Origin of the sequence: Microbacterium sp. BE35, from assembly GCF_031457705.1 — a bacterium.
In the GTDB taxonomy this organism is placed as follows: Bacteria; Actinomycetota; Actinomycetes; order Actinomycetales; family Microbacteriaceae; genus Microbacterium; species Microbacterium trichothecenolyticum.
The window spans coordinates 1-20905 of record NZ_JAVDXD010000008.1; the positions used below are offsets into that span (position 1 = coordinate 1).

At 69.0% G+C, this 20905-nt stretch carries 16 protein-coding genes; 5 read left to right on the forward strand and 11 right to left on the reverse strand.

What is annotated here, in order from left to right; genetic code table 11:
* From J2Y46_RS20525 to J2Y46_RS20535, 3 genes are all read right to left on the reverse strand, one after another.
* The coding region (locus J2Y46_RS20525; protein ID WP_310244984.1) for a Cys-Gln thioester bond-forming surface protein at nucleotides 1-1043 on the reverse strand (1043 nt) is incomplete at its 3' end.
* A 627-nt stretch (nucleotides 1044-1670) separates the two neighbouring features.
* Nucleotides 1671-1937, reverse strand: a complete 267-nt coding sequence (locus tag J2Y46_RS20530; protein ID WP_045296570.1) for a hypothetical protein — start codon at nucleotides 1935-1937, stop codon at nucleotides 1671-1673.
* A 117-nt stretch (nucleotides 1938-2054) separates the two neighbouring features.
* Nucleotides 2055-2549 carry a hypothetical protein gene (locus tag J2Y46_RS20535; RefSeq protein ID WP_310244986.1) on the reverse strand — a complete coding sequence of 165 codons (495 nt, stop codon included), beginning with the start codon at nucleotides 2547-2549 and terminating at the stop codon, nucleotides 2055-2057.
* Between the two features lie 244 nt (nucleotides 2550-2793).
* On the opposite strand from J2Y46_RS20535, the gene J2Y46_RS20540 reads away from it, so the two are divergent.
* A complete protein-coding gene (locus J2Y46_RS20540) occupies nucleotides 2794-3204 on the forward strand; it encodes a nuclear transport factor 2 family protein (protein WP_310244988.1) in 411 nt (136 codons plus the stop codon).
* Nucleotides 3205-3376: 172 nt separating this feature from the next.
* On the opposite strand, the gene J2Y46_RS20545 is transcribed toward J2Y46_RS20540, so the two are convergent.
* A complete protein-coding gene (locus J2Y46_RS20545; RefSeq protein ID WP_310244990.1) occupies nucleotides 3377-4684 on the reverse strand; it encodes a protein kinase domain-containing protein in 1308 nt (435 codons plus the stop codon).
* A gap of 180 nt (nucleotides 4685-4864) precedes the next feature.
* Nucleotides 4865-5398, reverse strand: coding sequence for a hypothetical protein (locus J2Y46_RS20550; RefSeq protein ID WP_310244992.1), 534 nt, complete (start codon nucleotides 5396-5398; stop codon nucleotides 4865-4867).
* A 132-nt stretch (nucleotides 5399-5530) separates the two neighbouring features.
* Here J2Y46_RS20550 and J2Y46_RS20555 point away from each other — a divergent pair, with 132 nt between their 5' ends.
* From J2Y46_RS20555 to J2Y46_RS20565, 3 genes are all read left to right on the forward strand, one after another.
* On the forward strand, nucleotides 5531-8638 hold the full coding sequence (locus J2Y46_RS20555; protein ID WP_310244998.1) for a BTAD domain-containing putative transcriptional regulator: 3108 nt from the start codon (nucleotides 5531-5533) through the stop codon (nucleotides 8636-8638).
* Nucleotides 8639-8781: 143 nt separating this feature from the next.
* Entirely contained in the window at nucleotides 8782-10455 is a 1674-nt protein-coding gene (locus J2Y46_RS20560) for an alkaline phosphatase D family protein (RefSeq protein ID WP_396653222.1), read from the forward strand.
* A 213-nt stretch (nucleotides 10456-10668) separates the two neighbouring features.
* Nucleotides 10669-11034 carry a hypothetical protein gene (locus tag J2Y46_RS20565; protein ID WP_310245001.1) on the forward strand — a complete coding sequence of 122 codons (366 nt, stop codon included), beginning with the start codon at nucleotides 10669-10671 and terminating at the stop codon, nucleotides 11032-11034.
* Between the two features lie 294 nt (nucleotides 11035-11328).
* On the opposite strand, the gene J2Y46_RS20570 is transcribed toward J2Y46_RS20565, so the two are convergent.
* The 6 genes from J2Y46_RS20570 to J2Y46_RS20595 all read right to left on the reverse strand — a co-directional run bounded on the left by J2Y46_RS20570 (nucleotide 11329) and on the right by J2Y46_RS20595 (nucleotide 19299).
* On the reverse strand, nucleotides 11329-12534 hold the full coding sequence (locus tag J2Y46_RS20570; RefSeq protein ID WP_310245003.1) for a PLP-dependent aminotransferase family protein: 1206 nt from the start codon (nucleotides 12532-12534) through the stop codon (nucleotides 11329-11331).
* 15 nt (nucleotides 12535-12549) lie between these two features.
* Nucleotides 12550-14178 (reverse strand): ABC transporter ATP-binding protein, encoded by a 1629-nt coding sequence (locus J2Y46_RS20575; protein ID WP_310245005.1) that lies wholly within the window; start codon nucleotides 14176-14178, stop codon nucleotides 12550-12552.
* Nucleotides 14179-14200: 22 nt separating this feature from the next.
* On the reverse strand, nucleotides 14201-15046 hold the full coding sequence (locus J2Y46_RS20580) for an ABC transporter permease (protein ID WP_310245007.1): 846 nt from the start codon (nucleotides 15044-15046) through the stop codon (nucleotides 14201-14203).
* Entirely contained in the window at nucleotides 15043-16065 is a 1023-nt protein-coding gene (locus tag J2Y46_RS20585) for an ABC transporter permease (protein WP_045296580.1), read from the reverse strand. Before J2Y46_RS20585 ends, J2Y46_RS20580 begins: the two co-directional genes overlap by 4 nt.
* Before the next feature lie 71 nt (nucleotides 16066-16136).
* Nucleotides 16137-17798: an ABC transporter substrate-binding protein gene (locus tag J2Y46_RS20590; RefSeq protein ID WP_310245009.1), complete on the reverse strand. Its 1662-nt coding sequence runs from the start codon at nucleotides 17796-17798 to the stop codon at nucleotides 16137-16139.
* A gap of 76 nt (nucleotides 17799-17874) precedes the next feature.
* Entirely contained in the window at nucleotides 17875-19299 is a 1425-nt protein-coding gene (locus tag J2Y46_RS20595; protein ID WP_310245011.1) for an FAD-linked oxidase C-terminal domain-containing protein, read from the reverse strand.
* A gap of 521 nt (nucleotides 19300-19820) precedes the next feature.
* On the opposite strand from J2Y46_RS20595, the gene J2Y46_RS20600 reads away from it, so the two are divergent.
* Entirely contained in the window at nucleotides 19821-20897 is a 1077-nt protein-coding gene (locus tag J2Y46_RS20600; protein ID WP_310245013.1) for an ABC transporter substrate-binding protein, read from the forward strand.
* Nucleotides 20898-20905 lie beyond the last annotated feature (8 nt).

The following is a 20905-nucleotide window of genomic DNA, read 5'->3' on the forward strand; positions in this document are numbered from 1 at the left end:
GTGACGGTGCAGACCGTCCCGACGGGCAGGTCGTCGATCGTTGTGGTCGTGTCGCCGGCGGGCGTGTTCGCAGCGATCGTGATGTCCTGCTCCAGTCCGTTGTCGCACGACACGTGCAGCATCACCGCTCCCTGATCGCCGGCCGCTGAACCCGAGATCGTCTTCGTCACCTGCAGCGAACCGACCTGGAAGAAGTCCGCGGTCGCACTGGTCAGGGTGGATACTTCGGCGTCCTGGGCGAGGATGAGCCGCTGGGCGTCATTCACGCCGGTCGTGTTGCCGTCGTAGAGGTAGACGTTGCCGCTGGGCACGGTGGCGACGCCGCGCGCGGTCATGGTCACGGTGCCGCCCGTCACCGCGTTGGGGAGGAGCCAGATTTGGGTGTTGTTGGGCACCGCGGAACCGTCGGCGATAGGAATGGTCCCGCCGGCGTCGGCGTACATCGTGCCGCCCGCGGTTCGCACGGTGATCTGAAGATCGGGGTCGGTGGTATCCGACGTCACCGTGTATGGGCCGAGCGGGGTGTCGGAGGGCCCAGCAGCGGTTGTCGGATCGATGACCAGGTTCGGTGGGCTAGGTTCGGGGAGCGGACCGGCGGCCAGGACTGTGGCCACGATTGCCGCGGTGAATGGTCGAACGGGATCGGTGGACGACAGCACGTAATTGTCACTGAAGAACCAGATCGCGGCCTGCACAGCGGCGGCCCTCGCGTTGTCGTTGGGTGCGTCGGCGGGTTCTCCGGTGTTCGGGTAGTACTCGTCCAGAATCCTCGCGATGTAGCCCACGTTGGGAACGTTCGACTCGTCCCATGTGCCGTTCTCGTAGCCCAGACCCGGGTATGTCAGTGTGCGGATATCGATGCAGAACATATTGAGCGTTTCACCGGAGGTCACCGATTGCGCATGGATGACTCCCGCGAACCCCTCGTTGAGTGGCTCGAATCCGGCGGGAACGTCCGCCGGGTAGCCGGCGGACGGGTCGAACCCGCTGCCGATCGGGGCGATCCCGCCCGTCACCCCCTGACCCGGGCCCGTGCCTGACATGACGATGTCAGTGTTGGGCCCAACCCGGGGAGTCGCACCAGGCGGGCCAGGAGTCGCTTGCGCCGGCATCGCGGACAACACGACGACTGCGGCCCCCACCAGCATCACCATGAGTGCACGCACTGGGGTCCGCGCCGTGGATCGCGCCATTCCGTCACCTCCGTCGGAGATGGAACCGCCTACGCCGATCGAGCTCGACGGAAACCGCGACACAGCTCGAAGTCGGACAGACAGATTGCATCGCTGGACAGAATCTAGCCGCACTGAATCAAGTGGTCTACCCCACGGGCTGTGTACTTGCTCTCATTCGCCGAGGGGCAGTCTCGGTTACTGCTGTCGGCGAAGCGACCATCGTGGCTCTCGTCGCCGAGCAGCTCGAGCCCTGCGACCACGCATGTTGTGCGGATACGTCCCGTTCTTGCTCAGGCCACGCGCCCCTAAAGGTTGCATCGGCGACGATCACGATCGCGCCGCATGCGCACCGAGAGCTCCGCTCCCGATCTTCTGTCGCATCCGAGGTTGCCTTGCTGACCGGCCTTCATGCCACGCTCCATGACGCCTACAGGCATCGAATGCGCGACGGCCGTCCTTCACCGTGCCGGCGCGTATTGGGATGCTGCGGCTAGGTCATGAGCGACGTTTTGCGCCGGCACGCCGGCCCGCGAGGAATGCGAGCGCGACCAGGCCGAAGGCCAGCACGACCATTCCGACGATGGTCGTGGGGGATAGGAACACTCCCGCACTGGCAGGTGCGAAGGTCGCATGGGCGAGAGGCTGATACGCGAACCAGCCGAACGCTACCGGGGTGAGCAGCCCGGCGATGAGGATGACGGCACCGGCCACCGCCAGGGCCACGGCAACGCCCCACGCCAGGAGCGCTCGACGTCTCGCCATACGCTCGACATTACAGACGCGGGCCAGATGATCGCGGCGTTCACATGACCTTGCACGCCGACGGCTCGGCTTATTGCGCGCCGGCGTACCCAGTTCCGTTCCCCGCCCGCGTGAGTGTCAGCGACGACTGATCGAACGCACGATCGCGCCCACCACCACGACAGCGCCCGCGGCTGCGGCGATCACGAGGCCGGGACGCTCGCGATAGGTCTGCTTCAGCTTGTCCGTCCACTCCCCCGCGAAGGTCTTGGTCTGGGCGACAAGGCTGTCGACATCGACGTTGTCGGCGACATCCTTGATGCTCGCGGTTGCGGCCTTCGCGGCATCGACCGCGGCATCGGCGGCTTTTCCGGCCGCGGCCTTCGCCTCGGACGCCGCGCTCTTGGCTCCATCGACGACGTCCCCGACCTTCTCGCTCACCGTGTCTGCGATGTCGCTCACGGTTCCTGCGACATCGCTCTTCGTGGCTTTCGCGCCAGCCGAGACCTCGTCAACGATCTGGTCCGCCGTGGCGCCGAACGATTCTGCGCCCTCGGCGGCCGACAGGCGCACTCGCTCGGCGGCGTCTCGCGCCGCCTGTGTGGCTTCGGAGTCTCCCTGGGTGTCGGTCATTTTCGTCTCCCTTGGTCGTGCGGTCGCGCAATCGTACGCGCGCGAGCCGTGTCCGAGCATGAAATCGAGGTGGGGTTGCCAGCGGCGCGAACGGATGCTACGCCCCTGGGTCGGCCGCTGCTCTGTCGAGCGGCATCCATCGTCGATCGCCTGGGTCCATGCCTCGGGTGCCGGCTTGTCCATCTGTGCCGACGGGGCGGGGTAGCTCTTCTGCGCCGTTCGTGACGGGGTTACGGTCGGTTGCATGGCCTCGCTGCTGGAACGCCTGGGGGACGCGATGAACTCCCATGATCCGGTACGGGTTGCATCGCTCGTCGCGCAGGACTATGAGAGCAGCCAGCCGGCACACCCCGCCCGCGCATTCGGCGGCCGTGAGCAGGTGCTCGCCAACTGGTCGGCGGTGTTCCAGGGCGTCCCCGATTTCACTGCCCGACTGATCGGTGCCGCGGTCGATGGTGAGACTGAATGGGGTGAATGGGAGTGGCACGGTCACCACATCGACGGCTCGGTGTTCGCGATGCGCGGAGTGGTGATCCTCTCAGTACGCAACGGGCTGATCGCCCGAATGCGTCTGTATGTGGAACCCGTTGATTGGGGTGAGGGCGATATCGACGCCGCGGTACGTGACCTCTACCGGTCGCCGATGAGCGACTGACCGAGTCGCCTCCTATCGCGAAACTGACGAACACGCGCTGAGGGCTCCGATCGCATCCGCGGCGCGCTGTGCGATCCCGAGTCGTCGTGATACCCGACGCCGGGGCCGTCGCGGGTGGCGGACGCTCGGTTCATGAATGGGATCAAGATCGGCGACGCCCGCGCCGGAGCCATCAGTCGTCTTCGTTCTCCCGCTGCTCCTCCTTGAGTCGCTTCTCCTCCTCTTGGGCTTGCTTGCGCTGCTCCCGCTCGAGTTGCTTCTGCTCCTGCTCAGCCTGCTTGCGCTCCTCCTCCGTCAGACCCGAGTCCTCGCCGCCGCCGGTTCCGGTGGTCACCTCGGTGGGCGGGGCGTCGGACGGGTCCGGGGCTGCAGGAGTTGTCACCACCGGCGCGGGCGCGGGTTGCGGCTGATTGAGCGCCGCGATCCCGACGACCGCTCCGACGAGGACCGCAACGGCCGCAAGTGCGGCCATCAGGCGCTTGCGCCGGGTGGTTCGCCCGGCTGCGGTTGCGTCCGCCGCGAGTGCCGCCGCGTCGGGTCGACCGGCCGCGGCCGTGACGACGCCGCCAGCCGGAGCGATCAGCGTCGGCGCGGTGAATGGGACGGTGGCCGCCGTCGTCGCGGCGAAGGTGCCGGCCGGAGTGCGCTGTGCGAGGTTGCCGGCGGCTGCCGCGACCTCGGCGGCGGTCGGTCGCTGCGCAGAGTCGGGATGCAGCATCCGTGTCAGCAGATCGGTCCAGGGCTCATCCAGGGAAGCGGGGATCTCGGGCCGGCTCTCCAGACGAGCCACCGCGGCGGCCATGCCGCCGCCCTGCGGGTGCGCCCGCGCGCCGGTGAGGGCCTCCAGAAACACGAGACCCAGCGAATAGATGTCGGCCGCAGGTGTGGGCGAGTCACCGCGGAGCTGCTCGGGGGCCAGGTAAGCCAACGTTCCGATCACCAGCCCCGGAGAGGTGATCCGCGATGTGTCGAGCAAGTAGGCGATCCCGAAGTCCGCGAGCTTCGCGCGCGGGCGCGCGCCCGGGATCTGCGGAGGACTCAGCAGCACGTTGGAGGGTTTGATGTCGCGGTGCACGACACCGGCCTTGTGGACGACATGCAGTGCCTCGGAGAGCTCGGCCCCGAGGTGACCGACGATGTCGGGTGGCAGCGGTCCGCCCGAGGCCAGTCGAGAACCGAGAGTCGGGCCGTCGACGAACTCCATGGCGAGGTACTCGGGCTGGCCGGGCACGAGGCGGGCATCGAAGAGGGTGACGAGCGACGGGTGGTTCAACGAAGCGAGCACCGTCATCTCGCTGCGTGCGCGCTCCGACGAAGCGCCGTCGATGCCGGGCCGGATGAGCTTGATCGCCACCGTGCGGCCGAGCATCACGTCCTCCGCGCGGTAGACCCGGGCCATGCCACCCTCGCCGACGCACTCGCCCAGCCGGTAGCGGCCGTCGAGCAGCGGCGCCGTGTCGTCGGCGTTCGCATCTGTCATCGGTTCCTCCTGGCCGCGGACCGAGCCCGCGACAGCCCCTTCGACGGTAGCCGCTGCGTACGCATCGCGACGTGCCCTTGACGGTTCTGCGCGACCGTGGGAGCGAGGATCTCGCCGTCGCGGTAGGGCAGCGCGCCGTTCTCCGTGTCGTGCTGAACACCTCATACTGCACAGGCCGTATCAGTAGTAGCCGCCCTCCGGGTCGGGCGCCAGGTACACGCCGACCACATCGTCGCGGAGGATGAACCGGATGTGGGCCGCTGGTTCGCCGGACGGAGCTGGTGGGACCAGGCTGGGCTCGATGTTGAAGTCGGCGATCGGGTCGAACGTGGGTGCAGAACACCGGAACAGTGAGACGCGACCTTCCGCCACGATCGCGAGGCACCGCAGATCCTCGGGTTCCGTCGTCGTCGTGCTCCAGACCTCCAGCGCGCCATATGAGCCGTGGGAGACGAAGTCGGCGGCGGTCAGGCCGAGGAACTCCACATCCTCGTCGACAGCGAACGTCCCCTCCACCGAGTCGTCCTGCGTGAGCTGCGCCACCGGCCGAGGCTCGCTCGCCTGGTTCACGACGAGCAGGACGAGCACGACGATCGCGATCACGGCGATCAGCGCCGCAGTGGCGGCGATTGCCCAGGGGAGGATGCCGCTCGCCCGGCGCTCGCCCGAATCGCGCGCCATGGGCCCGACCGGCGCCGCTGGTGACTCATCCATGACGTGTCCTCCTGCCTCTTCACGTCCATCGACGCGTGTCCCGGTTTCGGCGTGGTACCGATGCCCGGCGGCCGGTATCGGCGCGGTTCCGACGGTCTTGACGCCTGTCGCGTGCAGGCTCACAGTGGCGTCATGGAGGTGCGCGTACTCGGTGCACTTGCACTCGACGACGGCCGGATCCCGCTGGCTCGGCGGGAACGCGCGGTTCTCAGCGCGCTGACGGTGCAGCCGGGCATCTCCCTCTCCGCCGGAGCGCTGGCCGGTGCGCTGTGGGGCGACGAGCTCCCCGCCTCGTGGACGAAGGTGATCCAGGGATGCGTCATGCGACTGCGTCGACTGATCGCGCCCGCCCAGATCGAGACCACGCCGCACGGGTATCGGCTGTTGCCGGACCAGGTGGAGATCGACGCCGACCTCTTCGCGAGCCTCGTCCAGCGAGGAAGCGACCAACTCGAACTCGGCGAACCCGAACGCGCCGCGCATACGTTGTCGGAGGCGCTGGCGCTGTGGCGGGGTGAGGCCTATGCCGAGCTGGTCGACTGGCAGCCGGCTCGGATCGCCGCCGGTCGCTTGGAAGAATTGCGGCTGTCGGCCGAGGAGCTGCTGCTCGACGCACGGCTGCAGGCCGGCGAGGTGCCGGAGGTGGCGGCCTCGGCACGCGCGCGTGTCGCGGAGGCGCCGCTCCGCGAGAGGCGCTGGGTGGTGCTCGCCGCGGCGCAATACCGCCAGGGCCGGCAGGCTGACGCTCTCGCCACGGTACGCAGCGCGCGATCGCTGCTCGCCGCAGAGTTGGGGCTGGATCCCTGCGTCGAGCTGGCCGAACTGGAGAAGGCGATACTGCGCCAAGACCCCGACCTCCTCTCCGACCGCGTGTTCCGGGCGGCGTCGGCCGAGTGTCCGTACTTCGGCCTTCCGCCGGCCGACGTGCACGACGCGGACCGGTACTTCGGTCGTGAGCAGGAGCTGGCCGAGGCCCTGCGGATGCTCGAGGAGCACGGCGTGCTCCTCGTCGCCGGAGCATCGGGAGTGGGCAAATCGTCGTTCGTGAGGGCCGGGATCGCTGCGCAGCTGCGCGCGGGCGGTGCCGAGGTGGCCATCATCACGCCCGGGGAGCATCCGGTGGAGGCTTTGAGAGGCGCCGACCTCGAGGGCGCAGCATCCGTCCTCATCGTTGATCAGGGCGAGCAGGCCTTCGCCGCAGACGAGCCCGGCGAGTCCCGCGAGTTCTTCTCAGCCCTGTCTCAGCTGGTCTTCCGCGGCACGCTCGTCCTCGCGCTGCGAGCCGATCGGCTCGGAGACCTGGCCGAGCAGGAGGGCTTCACGCAGATCATCCGGTCACGGATGCTGATGCTCACCTCGCTCGGATCAGACGGTCTGCGGGCGATCATCGAGAAGCCCGCGGAGCAGGCGGGGCTCATGCTGGAGCCGGGCCTCACCGAAGTCCTGGTCCGTGACGCCGACGGCCGATCGCTCCCACTGCTGTCCCACGCGCTGCGCCAGGTGTGGTCCCGTCGCGAGGGCCGCGTCATGACCGTCGACGGATACCGCGCTTCTGGGGAGATCGACGGCGCCGTCGCGCAGACGGCCGAAGAGGTGTACGCGGAGCTGCCGGAGGAGCAAAGAGGACTGCTGCGCGACATCCTGCTGCGCCTCGTCGACGCCGCAGATGGCGTCGCCAACGGCCGTCGCGTCGAACGCGCGCTGGTTGCGATCGATGACGCCCACGCGAGGGTCATCGACCGACTGGTCGACGCCCGCCTGCTGACGACGGACGAAGAGTCGGTGCAGCTCTCGCACGAAGCACTGGCTCGGGAGTGGCCGCGCCTGACGGAGTGGCTCGCCGGCGATGTGGAGGGCCAGCGGATCATGCGCCACCTCGCTTCCGCGGCCATCGCCTGGGATGCCATGGGGCGACCGGACAGTGAGCTCTATCGAGGCGGCCGACTGCTGACGGTCCAGCAGTGGCAGGATGCCGCGTCTCCATCACTCACCATGCTCGAGCGCGAGTTCCTGGCGATGTCGGGGGAGCATGAGAAGGCGGAGCTGGCGGCCGCGCAGACTCAACTCCGCCGCGAGCGTCGGATGGTCAGGCGGCTCACCTGGGTGTCGGCGGGGGCCGCCGGCTTGGCGATCATCGCGGTGGCGGCGAGCGTGTTCGCCGGGATCCAGGCGAACATCGCAGGCGAGGCCGCGATCGCCACCACGGCCCGCAGAGTAGCCGAGGTTGCGATCGACGAGCCGAACCTCGATCGAGCCTTGCTGCTCGCCGCCCAGGCCATCCACCTGGACGACAGTCCGGAAGCGAGGGTCAGCCTCATGGAGGTCTTCGCGCGGGCGCCCCGGGCCACGTCGGTGACGCACACCGAGCCCAGGGACCGGACGGGCGACTTCCCTGGGCCGGAACTCGTCAACGAGTACTCGCCGGACGGCGCCCTGCTCGCCATCCCCGCTCCTCTCCAGTCGGAGGATGCCTCGTGGGGGACGATCAAGCTCTGGAGGACGAGCGCGCCGGAAGACACCAGTCCCACGACGCTGTGGCTGAAGGTCAGGGGCGATGACCCGATGACCGGCTTCGCGAAGCGGATCGTCCTGAGATTCTCGGCCGACGGCTCCCGCCTCTACGCGAGCGGAAACGGGCCGATCACCGTGTTCGACACGGCGACGGGAGCGCAGCTGGATGAGATCCGGGCGAACGGGCTGCTCGCCGTCAGCGCCGATGAGCGCCGCCTGGCGATCGGAGCCGACGGGATGGGGGTGCGCATCGTGGATCCCGCGGGGACCACGGCGCCGGTGGTCATCCCGCTGCCCCGCGCTGCGGTGGCGGCAGAGTTCAGTCCGGACGGGTCCCAGCTCGCGGTGGCCGACACCGCGGGAAGCATCGCACTGGCGAGCATGGACACCGCCGACGTCACCGAGATTCTCGGCGGACACCAGGGTTCTGTCGCGGAGATCGGGTACCGGACGGATGAGGAACTGGTGACCATCGCGAGCGTCGGCGAGGTGATCACGTGGAACCTGGGCGACTGGCCCGCGGAGTACCGCGACGTCGTATCCAACGTGACCGGGCAGACCGAGCGCGCTGTTCGGCTGGAACAGCCCGATGGGCGCATACGGAGCGTGACTGCCGATCCGGCGGTCTGGCTGAAACGCGCGTGCGAGGTCGCCGGGCGGACGCTCACCGAGCGGGAGTGGCAGGAGTACATCGGCGGGATCCCTTACGACCCCGCATGCCGGGGTTGACCGCGCGTCCCGTCGAGCTCGAGCGCTCCGATCCCATCACCGCGCGTGTCGCGATCCCGAGCCGCCATGAAGCCGAAAGCGGTCCCGCGCGGTCAGCGCAGGCACCTCTGGCCGCTGTCGTGTGACCACGGTAGAACGGGTTCATGGGATCCCCGCTGGTGTTGGGGCCGATGCTGCGCTACGTCGATGAGACGTCGGCGAGCATCTGGGTGGAGACGCGAGCCGATTGCCTCGTGCGTGTCCACGCCGGGGGGCGATCGTGGCAGGCCCGCAGCTTCGCCGTGCACGGCCACCATTTCGCCCTCGTCGAACTCGACCGGCTCGAGCCCGGCACCGTCTCGCCCTACCGGATCGAGATCGACGGGGTCTCGGTCTGGCCGGACCCGCGCTCCGAGTACCCGGCATCGGTGATCGCCACGCGTGCGCCCGGGCGACCGTCGCGGATCGCCTACGGATCGTGCCGCACCAGTGTGCCCCACGACCGGTCAGGCAACCGAACGCATGGCGTCGACTCGTTGCGCGCTTTCGCCCTCGCGGTGGCCGATGGCCGCGAGGTGCGACCCGATCTGCTGCTGTTCCTCGGCGATCAGGTATACGCCGACTCGACCACGAAGCAGATGCAGGAATTCATCCGAAGCCGCCGCGACATACATGAGGAACCGGGCAAGGAGCTCAAGGACTTCGAAGAGTACGCCCACCTCTATCAACTGGCATGGTCGGATGACGCGAATCGGTGGCTGCTCTCGTGCGTGCCGAGCGCGATGATCTTCGATGACCATGACATCCGCGATGACTGGAACGCCTCGCTCGATTGGAAGAGGAAGATGGAAGCCACCACCTGGTGGCACGAGCGCATCGTCGCCGGCTTGGCGTCGTACTGGGTGTACCAGCACCTCGGCAACTTGTCTCCCCGGGAACGTGCCGCGGACGAGATGTGGCAGCGGGTCATCGGGCGGCGTCACGATGCCCCTTATCCCGACCTGAGCGCCGCGCTCGACGAGTTCGCCGACCGGTGCGACAAGGACCCCGACAGCTACCGCTGGAGTTACTCCCGAGACTTCGATGGAACGCGGCTGATCGTCCTGGATTCACGCGTCTCGAGAGATCTCACTCCGTCGGCTCGGGGACTGCTCAACGGTCAAGAGCTCGCGTGGTTCGACCGCCGGATGCAGGGCGGATTCCGCCACGTCCTGGTCGCCACCTCGCTCCCCTTCCTTCTGCCGCTGGGCTTGCACCATGTGGAGGCTTGGGATGAGGCGATCGCGCAGGGCGCATGGGGTCGACCGGCCGCGTGGGTCGGGGAACAGCTGCGGCAGAGATTCGACCTGGAGCACTGGGCGGCGTTCCAGAACAGCTTCCAGGCGGTTGCCGGGATTGCGACGGAGTTGGCCGACGGCAACCGCGGCCCGTCGCCGCTGACGGTGACCTTCTTATCCGGCGACGTGCACTACTCGTATCTGGCCGAGGTAGAGCGTCCGAACGGCAGCCGCATCTTGCAGGCAGTCTGCTCGCCTGTTCGCAATCCCTTGCCTCGCTTCCTGCGTTGGTTCTCGGTGGTGATGTCGTACGGCGCAGCGACGCCGCTGGGCGCCGCAGCCGCGCATTCCGCAAAGGTTCCCGACCCGCCCTTCCGTTGGAAGACGGTCGAGGGTCCGTGGTTCGACAACAACCTCGCGCTGCTGCAGGACGGACCCGATGGGCTCACGATGACATGGCACACCGGGGTGGTCGAGGACGGAGACGAACGGCATCCTCGTCTCGAAGAGGTGGCGGCGATCACGGTGCCGGCGAAGAGAGATTCCGAAGCTTCGTCCTGAGCGGCTGCGGATCTGTTCGAGTCAGGCGTGCGTGGGGCTCGAACTCGTCGACCCTCCGCGAGAACCGCTGGGGAGCGCGGAAATGCCGGCACTCGCCTCTTGAGAGTGCCAGTTCAGCTTCCTATCCTTGAATTGACCACATTCCGGCGGGAGTGCTCGCGTTCGCACGTCCGGGGTTCTGGGAGTCCGTCCTGCGGGCTGTCGCACGGTGACGTGCGTGCTGCGGACGTGACGGGCGGGCGCTTTCTGCTGGTTGATCCAGATCGGAGGCGAACAATGTCAACTGAACCGAACCCTCGATTCGAACTGCGCAGGGTCACCTCTATCAAGTGGCTGATCGAGGACCTCTCTCTGCCCGAGAGCCACCCTGAACGTGTCGTGGCACACGTCTATGAGGTTGACGACCTGGAATACGACGTCGTGTGGCTGCGCGACCTCGGGCTCGCGGAACACTTCATGTGCCCGTCCGACGTCCTCGACGCGGTCATCGACAGGGTCACCGCCCCGCGACTGCCCGCTGCGCGGCGCCCGATTCCGATCCCGCACCTGCCGCCGATCCGGGAGCGCATCCTCGCCTGAGGGAAGCCGCCCCTCCCTCCGGTGGCGGGGAGGTCGACTTGCACGTCGTGCTGCAGGTGGAACGTGAACCCGGGGTTCCTGAGCAGGTTCGCGTACCACGACCGGGCTCCGGGCGTGCCGGTGACGTACACGTCGCCGTCGATGCTGTGGAACCAGATCTCGATGCGGTGCGGCCGGCCGGAGCGGGCGCCGCGGGTGGTGATATCGACGGTGCGCTACTCGAGGGTCGATGCCTCGGTGAGTGCGAGGGCGTTGGTGATCGCGGCATCCATCTGTCGCTCCTCCGACGAGTCGTCAGCCGCGCTGCCGCCGCAGCGCGCGACCGAGCCGGGCGGCCGCCTCGGTGAGGAGGTCCTCGCCGGTGTCGCCGAAGGCGAGCCGCAGGTGGCGCGCGGCATCCGTTCCTGGTCCGGAGGGGAAGAACGAGCCGCGCTGGTACTCGACGCCCTCGGCGCTCGCGTCGTCGGCCAGCCGGTCGGGGTCGACGTCCGCGTCGCGCAGGCGCGGCCAGAGGAAGAGGCCGCCTTCCGGGACTACGACGTCGAATGCTCCGGGCGCTTCGCGCTCGATCGCCTCGGCCAGAGTGCGTGCACGCGACGCGTAGAGCGCTCGCGCCCGGTCGAGGGTCGCGTCGAACAGCCCCCGGTCCTGGATCAGCAGGTCGGCGACGACGGCCTGCACGAAGGTCGACGAATGCGAGTCCTGGCGGCTGCGCAGCGCGATGACGTCCGGCACGAGCCGCTCGGGCAGCACGAGCCAGCCCAGGCGCAATCCGGGGCCGAGCGTCTTGGTGAAGGTGTTGACGTGGATCACGTGCTCGGAGTGGTTGAACGGCTCCTCGTCGGGCCCGGGACCGGCGAACCGCAGCTCGCGGTAGGGGTTGTCGGCGAAGATGACGAACCCGTAGTGCTCGGCGAGCCGCACGAGCTCGCGCCGACCCTCGAGCGAGAGGGATCCCTGCGTCGGGTTGTGGAAGTCCGGGACGGTGTACAGCGCGGCCGGACGCGCACCGTCCCGCAGAAGCGCGCCGAACTCGTCGACGTCGAGACCGTGGGCGCCCACCCGTACGGGAAGGGTGTGCGCCGCCGAGAGCTCGAGACCGCGGAGGAAGAGCGGGAAGATCGGGTTGTCGACGGCGACGAGATCGCCGCGTTCGACGGTCGTCTGGATGGCGAGCGCGAGCCCGTGGAACCCGCCGTTCGTCACCACGATGCGAGAGACCGGCACGCCTTCACGCGCCGCGATCCACTCCCGCAGCGCAGGGATGCCCTCGGTGCGCGAGTACTGCAGCGCCGGCAGGCCGGGCTGCGCGAGCACCCGGGCGGTCGCCTCGGCGAGTTCGCCCGCGGGAAGCACGGAGGGATCGGGGATGCCGCCGAGCAGTTCGATCGCGTCGGCTCGGCGTTCTCGCAGCGTCTGGTCGCCGAAGCCCTTCGGAACCGTGAACGCTGACACCAGGGCGGTGCGTCGGTCGAGGGCGGGCAGGGTGTCGAGGCTCATCGAGGACTCCAATTCTCAGGCGGTGCGGGCGAGTTCGGTGGGGATGCGGGATCCGGGGCGCGGGATCGCCGACAGCAGGGTCTTCGTGTAGTCGTCCTGCGGGTCGGCGAACACCCGCTCGACGGGTCCGCTCTCGACGACCTTGCCGCTGCGCAGCACGGAGACGGAGTCGGCGACCTGCCGGACGAGCGCGAGGTCGTGCGAGACGAACAGGTAGGTGAGGCCGCGCTCGGCCTGAAGCGTCAGGAGCACCTCGACGATGTCGGCCTGCACGCTCACGTCGAGGGCGCTGGTGGGCTCGTCGAGCACGATGACGTCGGGCTCGAGCACCAGCGCTCGCGCGATGGCGACGCGCTGCCGCTGACCGCCCGACAGTTCGGCGGCCCGACGGCGGGCGTGGGCGGGCGTGAGCCCGACGGCGGCGAGCGTCTCGGCCACGCGGGTCGCGCGCTCGCGGCGCGCACCGACCCGGTACCGCTCGAGCGGCTCGCGCACGATGGCGCCGACGCGCCACGACGGGTCGAGGGAGGTGAACGGGTTCTGGTACACCAGTTGCAGATGACGACGGATGCTGCGCACCGCGTCCGCGCTGCGCCCCACGACGGACTCGCCGTCGACGAGGAGAGTGCCGGCATCCGGATGCTCGAGGCCCAGGAGCGTTCGCAGCGCCGTCGTCTTGCCCGAGCCCGACTCGCCCACGAGGGCGTGGGTCGTGCCCGCGGGCACCGCGAACGACACATCGTCGAGCGCCTTCACCGCGCCGCCGTCGGCCGAGAAGGTCTTCGTGAGACCCGACACCTCGATCCGCAGCGGCGCACCCACGACGGGCGGCCGGTCCGCGCGCAGCGCGGCGTAGCGCTCGGGATTCAGTGCCGGCGCGTCCGCCTGCAGTCGAACCGTGTAGTCCGATCCAGGCTGGGCGAACACGTCGCCGGTGGCCCCGGCATCCTGTACCCGTCCGTCCTTGAGGACCACGATGCGGTCGGTGCGCTCCCCGGCGATGGCGAGGTCGTGCGTGATGAGCAGCAGTCCGATGCCGCGTTCGGTCTGCAGCTGGGTCAGAACATCGAGGATGCGCTTCTGGATGGTGACGTCGAGCGCGCTCGTGGGCTCGTCGGCGACGATGAGCGCGGGTGCCGGAATCAGTGCCAGGCCGATGAGCACCCTCTGCAGCATGCCGCCCGACAGCTGGTGCGGGTAGGAGTCGTACGCACGGTGCGGGTCGGAGAGCCCGACCTTCTCGAACGTGTCGAGGATGAGCAGCCGTCGGGCCTTCGCGTCGCGCGGCTCGACGAGCGCTGCGGCCTCGTGGGCCTGCGCGCCGATGCGACGGACGGGGTTGAGCGCGTTCGCCGGATCCTGGGGGACGAAGCCGATCTGGCGGCCCCGGAGCGGACGGAACCGCCGCTCCGGCAGCGACAGGATCTCGGTGCCCTGGAACTCCACGCTTCCCCGCGCCCGAGCGCCCTCGGGCAGCAGGCGCAGGATCGACCGGGCGATCGTGGACTTGCCCGATCCGGACTCGCCGATGAGCGCGAGGCTCTCGCCGCGGGCGAGGCTGAAGCCCGCGTCGAAGACGACCGGGGTCGATCCGTACCAGACCGACAGGCCGTCGACGCGGAGGAGGTCGTGGGAGGGGGTCATGAGCGATCCTTCTGTCTGCCGGTCAGGAGGTCTTGCGCAGCCAGCGGCTGATGCGGTTGATGGAGAGCACCGTCGCGACGGTGACGAGCGCCGGGTATAGCACGAGCCACGGAGCGCGTGGGTAGTCCTTGCCCGACGAGATGAGCAGGCCCCAGTCCGAAGCCGGCGGCGGGTCGCCGTAACCCAGGAAGGCGAGCCCCGCGATGACGAGGATCGACAGGCCGAACTGCAGCACCGCGAGGGTCAGTACCGAGCGCGAGGCGTTGGGCAGCACGTGGCGGAAGAGGATGTGACCGCGCGAGCCGCCCTGGAGAGCGGATGCCTCGACGAAGACCGCGCGCCTGGTCTTGATGACCTCCGACCTCATGACGCGGGCGAACACCGCGACGGCCGAGACGCCGGTCGCGATCGCGGCGTTGATGGTCTGGAAGCCGAGCGCGCTCACGATGACGACGGCGAGGAGGAAGCTGGGGATGGCGAGCAGCACGTCCACGACGCGCGCGAGCGCGACATCCGTCCACCCTGCGAAGAAGCCGGCCACCAGGCCGATCGCACCCCCGACGACGACCCCGATCCCGACGGCCACGAGCGCGCTCAGCACCGACGACTGGGTGCCGAACACCACGCGCGCGAACTGGTCGCGGCCGAGCTGGTCGGTGCCGAACAGGTGCTCGAGGCTCGGCGGCAGGAACTTGTCGGCCGGAACGCCGACCGCGGGATCGTAGGACGTGAACAGCGTGGGGATGCTCGCCCAGGCGAGCACGACGGCGAGGGCGATGAACGACAGGGCGACGGTCGGCGGCACGACCGCGGCGAAGGCGCGGCCGGCCGTGACAGGGCGTCGGATCGTGAGGGCTGCGCCGGTCATATGACGCTCACCTCCTCCTGGAGCGGGGTCCGGGTCGGCTGCTCGGCGGCGGGTGACGTGTCGCGCGAGCGGAGGGTCCGCTCGAGGCTCACCCGCGGGTCGAGCAGGGGGTACGCGAGGTCGGCGATGAGGTTCACGACCACGAAGACGACGGCCGCGAGCGAGACGACGGCCTGCAGCACCGGCAGGTCCTGGCTGGCGACGGCGCGCTGCACGAGTGTGCCGATGCCGGTGCGGCCGAAGATCGTCTCGGTGATGAGCGAGCCGCCGAGCAGCTCGCCGACGATGAGCGCCAGCACGGTGATCGTCGGCAGCGCCGAGGGTTTGACGAGATGCCGCGCGAACAGCCGGGTGCGGCGCAGCCCCTGTGAACGGGCGACAGCGACATACTCCTGGCGCGACTCGTGATCGAGGTTGGCGATGAGCACCTCGGCGAGCTGGGCCGACACGGGGATGCCGAGGGCGATCGCCGCGAAGAAGGTGGACCAGGGACTCTCGGCGTCGATGATGCGGAACAGCCCGAGGCCGAACGCGAAGACCTGGATGAGCAGCAGGCCGATCACGAAGTTCGGCACCGACAGGAACAATGACGGGAGCGCCCGCAGAAGACCCTGCCCGTACTTCGCGGGCAGCACCTGGGTTCCCCACGCGATGAGCGCGGCCAGGATGATCGCGACGACCAGTGCCGTCGAGGCGAGGATGAGCGTGGACGGCAGCGCCTCGGCGATGAGCTGGCCCACCGGGAGGTTGGAGCGCAGCGAGATGCCGAAGTCGCCGGTGAGGAAGCGCGTCAGCGAGGTCCACAGCTGCGTCAGCAGCGGCTCGTCGAGCCCGTAGTAGGCGATGATGCGGTCGATGTCCTCCTGCGTGAACCCGTTGTCGGGATTCTTCAGGGTGCTCGACACGGGGTCGCCGGGCAGCACGCTGATCACGAAGAACGTGAAGACATAGGCGAGCAGCACGACGACGATCGCCTGCGCCGTGCGCGAGAGCGCGAAGCGCGCGTAAGGGGATTTCATCTCGGCATCCTCGGGATCTTCAAACGGATGCCGGGGCGCCGCGCCCGCGGAGGAGGCGGCGCCCCGACGGGTCAACGGTCGAGCCAGGCGGTGAAGTAGTTCGCGTACGCGAGGCCGTTGTAGCTGACGTCCTTCACATCGGGCGACTGCACATAGACGCGCTGCACGATCTGGGTGATCGGCGCGAAGTAGCCCTTCTCGAGGACGTACTGCTGCAGCTCGTCGAACACCGGCTCACGAGACTCGCGATCGGTCGCGGAGGCGAGCTGCGCGGCGAGGTCGTTCAGGGTCTCGTCGCTCGTGCCGACCTTGAACCAGTCCTCATCGCCCGGATTGCTCGCCGTCAGCACACCGGGAATGGTGCCGATGTCGACGAAGCTGCGCGTGATCTCCGTGGCCTGCAGGGTCTTGTTGTTGATGACCTTCTCGCCGTAGGTCACGACGTCGTAGGCCTCGATGTCGACCTTGAAGCCGATCTCGGCGAGCTGCTGCGCGACCAGTTCGTCGATCGCCTTGGAGGTCGCGAGATACGGGTTCGGGTAGAGGGTCAGCGCGAGCTGCTGTCCATCCTTCTCGCGGACGCCGTCGGCGCCTTCCACCCAGCCGGCATCGTCCAGGAGCTGCTCGGCGGTGTCGGGGTCGTATGCGAACGCGTCGGTGTGGTCGGTGGCCTCCGGCACGTTGCTCTGCACGAACGACTCGGCGGCGAACCAGTCCTCGGTGTAGACGGTGGACAGGATCTCATCGCGGTCGATGCCGTGCGTGAACGCCTGGCGCACCGCCTCCTCGCCGAACGGTGCTGCGGTGGTGTTGAGGGCATAGCCGTTGACGAATCCGAGGTAGCGCGGCACCGCGACCTCGAAGCCCTCGTCCTTCAGCGCGTCGAGCTCCTGCGGCGACGCGTTGTACGCGACATCCGCCTGTCCCGACTGGACCGAGCCCGTGCGCAGCGTCGGCTCGGCCACGATCTTGTAGGTGATCGTGTCGAGGTAGGCAGGGCCCTCGTGCTCGAGAGCGGCAGGGCCCCAGTCGTAGTCCTCTCGTTTGGTCAGGACGACGCTGTCGCCCTCCTTCCACGATTCGACGACGAACGGGCCGCTGCCGATGTCGTTCGACAGATCCGCCTGCTCCTCCGCCGGGAGCGCCAGAGACTCGGGCGAGATGAGGATCGAACCGTGGTACGCGAGCGTCGGGATGAAGCTCAGCGTCGCCTTCGAGAACGTCACCTTCACCGTCGCGTCGTCGACCGCCTCCGCGCCGACGTAGTTCGCCGACGGGAACAGCCCGACGCGGGCGATGCCCTTGTCGGGGGCGCCCTTCGCCCAGATGTCGATGTTGGCGACGACGGCCGCGGCGTCGACCGGCATTCCGTCGGAGAAGGTCACGCCGTCCTTCAAGTGGATCGTGAACTCCGTCGCCGCGTCGTTCTGCTCCCAGCTCTCGGCGACCCACGGGCTGAGTTCGCCGTCGCCGTCCACGTAGATGAGCTTGTCGGTCAGGTGACCCCACACGTGACCCTGGTAGCTCGAGATCGAGCTCGAGTTGGGGATCCAGGTGGCGCCGAGCGAGTCGATGAGGAAGGTGAGGTCGCCGCCCTCCTTGGGCTCGTCCGAGCCGGCGCTCGCCTGCGGGGCGGCGCCGCCGGCACAGCCGGCGAGGAGGGCGACGGCGGCGAACGCCGCGGTGGCGACGAGGCCGGCCCGTCGCAATGGGTGTCGGGTGCGGGTGGTCATGATCTTTCCTTGCTGTGAGGGTGAGGGTCGGCGGTGGGGCGGGTGCCGACATGTCCGGGGCCGGTGGCCCCGAGGTTCAGAGGGCCTTGCCGGGGTTGAGCACGTCGAAGGGGTCGAAGGCGGCCTTGACGGCGAGCTGGGCTTCGCGGCTGCGTGATGAGAGCTCCAGCGCCGCGAGCTCCCGCTTGACCGTTCCGATGCCGTGCTCGCCGCTCACCGTCCCGCCGAGCGACAGCGCGAGGCGTGCGAGCTCGTCGGACGCCTCGTGGAGCTCGGCCGGCGGGACGAGCGGGTCGGCACCGTCGGGGATGGGCTTGGTGATGACGGGATGGAGGTTGCCGTCGCCCGCGTGCGCGACCGCCCCGATCTCGACCCCGAAGCGATGCTCGAGCTCGGGCAGCGCGGCGTAGACGTCCGGGATCCGCGACTTCGGCACGGCGATGTCGCCGCCGGCGAACCACGAGCGCTCGTCGAAGCCGCGCCCACCCCGGCGCAGGGCCCACAGCGCCTGGCCCGCAGCATCCGTCTCCTGGGTGACGCGGCCGCCGACGGCCTCGAGGGCGTCACGAAGGTCGGTGAACTGCTCGTCGATCCCGTAGCCGTCGAGCTCGATGAGCAGGAGCGATCCGCCACGGATGCGGAGGTCTGTGCCGCGGTGCTGGTCGATGTTGGCGAGCGTGCGTTCGTCGAGGAACTCGATGACGGCGGGACGCACCGAGCTGCGCGTGATGGCGGACAGAGCGGATGCCCCGGCCGCGGTCGTGTCGAAGAACGCCGACACCGTGCGGCGGGCGACCGGGATGGGCCGCAGCCGGACGGTCGCACGGACGACGATTCCGAGCACGCCCTCCGAGCCGACGAACAGCGAGACGAGGTGGAGCCCGGTGACGCCCTTGATCGAGCGGTGGCCGACCGTGATGAGCTCGCCGTCGGCGAGCACGACGTCGAGCGCGAGCACGGACTCGCGCGTCACGCCGTACTTCGCGCAGCGCAGACCCCCGGCGTTGGTGGCGACGTTGCCGCCGATCGTCGAGATCTCGTAGCTCGCGGGGTCGGGCGCATAGAACAGGCCCCACGCTGCGAGATGTTCGTTGAGCGCAGCGTTGAGCACCCCCGGTTCCACGACGGCGACCTCGTCGAGCGGGGCGACCTCCACGATGCGGTCGAGCCGCTCCGTCGAGATCACGAGCTGTGCGGCGGTGGCCGAGGCGCCGCCGGAAAGACCTGTGCCCGCGCCGCGCGGCACGATCGTCACGCCGTGGCGGGCGGCAGCGCGGACGACCTCTTGCACCTCCTCGGTGGTGGCCGGGAACGCGACGGCGGGACCGGATGCTGCATCCCCCCGCGCGCGCCGCGTCGCAGCGTCATCGAGATAGGCGATCGTCTCGACCGAGGGGGCGAGTACCGCGATGTTCGGGAAGTTCGCGGCGAGGTCGTCGAGCACGTCGGCGAGCGCGCTGATGCGCGAGGTGGGTTCGCGGACGGGGGCCGTGGCAGCCATGGGGGGCCTTTCAAAGGGAGTCTCGAAGCGGAGCAGGTACCCCTCCGCGGCTTCTCCAGACGGTAGGGACAGCGCCCGCGGTCACGCGCTGCCGCATGTCACCCGGCGTCCGAGTGAGTCACGGCTCGTCGCACAGCGTCACGCGGCGACATCTTCTTGGACCCGGTTCAACTCATCGACGCCGTCGTCCGCAGACGTGAAAGGCCGCCTCCGCGGTCGGGAGTATCGCCTGCCGTCAGCGCCCATCCGGGACGCATTTCCCGAACGGGGTGATCCTGTTCATCCCGGCTTCTGCATGTCATCCAGGAATCCCGAACGCAACTCGGATAACACTCGGTGACCGTCGGTGTCCGGGTTTGACGAGCGGCTAGGTCGGAGGCACGGGCGCTCCTACTGTCGCCGGTGGGACCCCGTAGGGTCCTCCTCCGACGGTGAATCCGCTGCCGGAGGCGTGCGAGACGTATCGCGCTCGCACGATGCCCCTACCCACAGCACTGCCGAACAGAGGCGACACCGTGAACATGATCCGCACTGCGACTGCACTCACAACCCTGGGACTCGTGGCGGCGATGATGGCCGGCTGCGCCTCCGCGGCGGCGTCGCCGAGCGAGACCTCGGCCGGTGACGCCGGGCCGTCGGTCGACGAGTTGCGGCTGGGCTACTTCGCCAACGTGACGCATGCGCCCGCGCTCGTGGGGCTGGAGGAGGGCCTCTTCCAGGACGCCGTCGGCGACGACGTCACCATCACGACGCAGGTCTTCAACGCCGGCCCCGCCGCGATCGAGGCGCTCACCGCCGGCGCGATCGATGCGACCTACATCGGCCCGAACCCGTCGATCAACACCTTCATCCAGTCCGGTGGCGAGTCCGCGCGGATCATCGCCGGTGCCGCCACGGGCGGTGCGGCGCTGGTCGTGCGTGACGGCATCGACGACCCCGCCGACCTCGAGGGCACCACGATCGCGACACCGCAGCTGGGCAACACGCAGGACGTCGCGGCCCGGGTGTGGCTGGCGGACCAGGGCTTCGAGACCGACACGTCGGGTGGCGGCGACGTGCAGATCACACCGACCGAGAACGCGCAGACGCTGACGCTGTTCCAGGACGGCCAGCTCGACGGCGCGTGGCTGCCCGAGCCGTGGGTGTCGCGGCTGGTCATCGACGCGGGCGCGCAGGTGCTGCAGGACGAGGCCGACCTCTGGGAGGACGGCGAGTTCCCCACGACCGTGCTGCTGGTGCGCAAGGAGTTCCTCGACGAGCACCCGGATGTCGTCGCACAGCTGCTGAAGGGCCACGAGGCCGCCGTGCAGTGGATCGCCGACAACGCCGACCAGGCACCGGCCGTGATCAACGACGCGATCGAGAAGGAGACCGGCAAGCCGCTCGCGGACGCCGTCATCCAGCGCGCGCTCGAGCACGTGACGTTCTCGGTCGACCCGCACGCCGACACGTTCGAGACGCTCGTCGACAACGGCATCCAGGCAGGCACGCAGAAGGACGGCTCGATCGAGGGCCTGTTCGATCTGCGCCTGCTCAACAAGCAGCTCGAAGCCGAGGGCGAAGAGCCCATCTCGGCGGCAGGACTCGGCGAGGACTGAACCCGCCG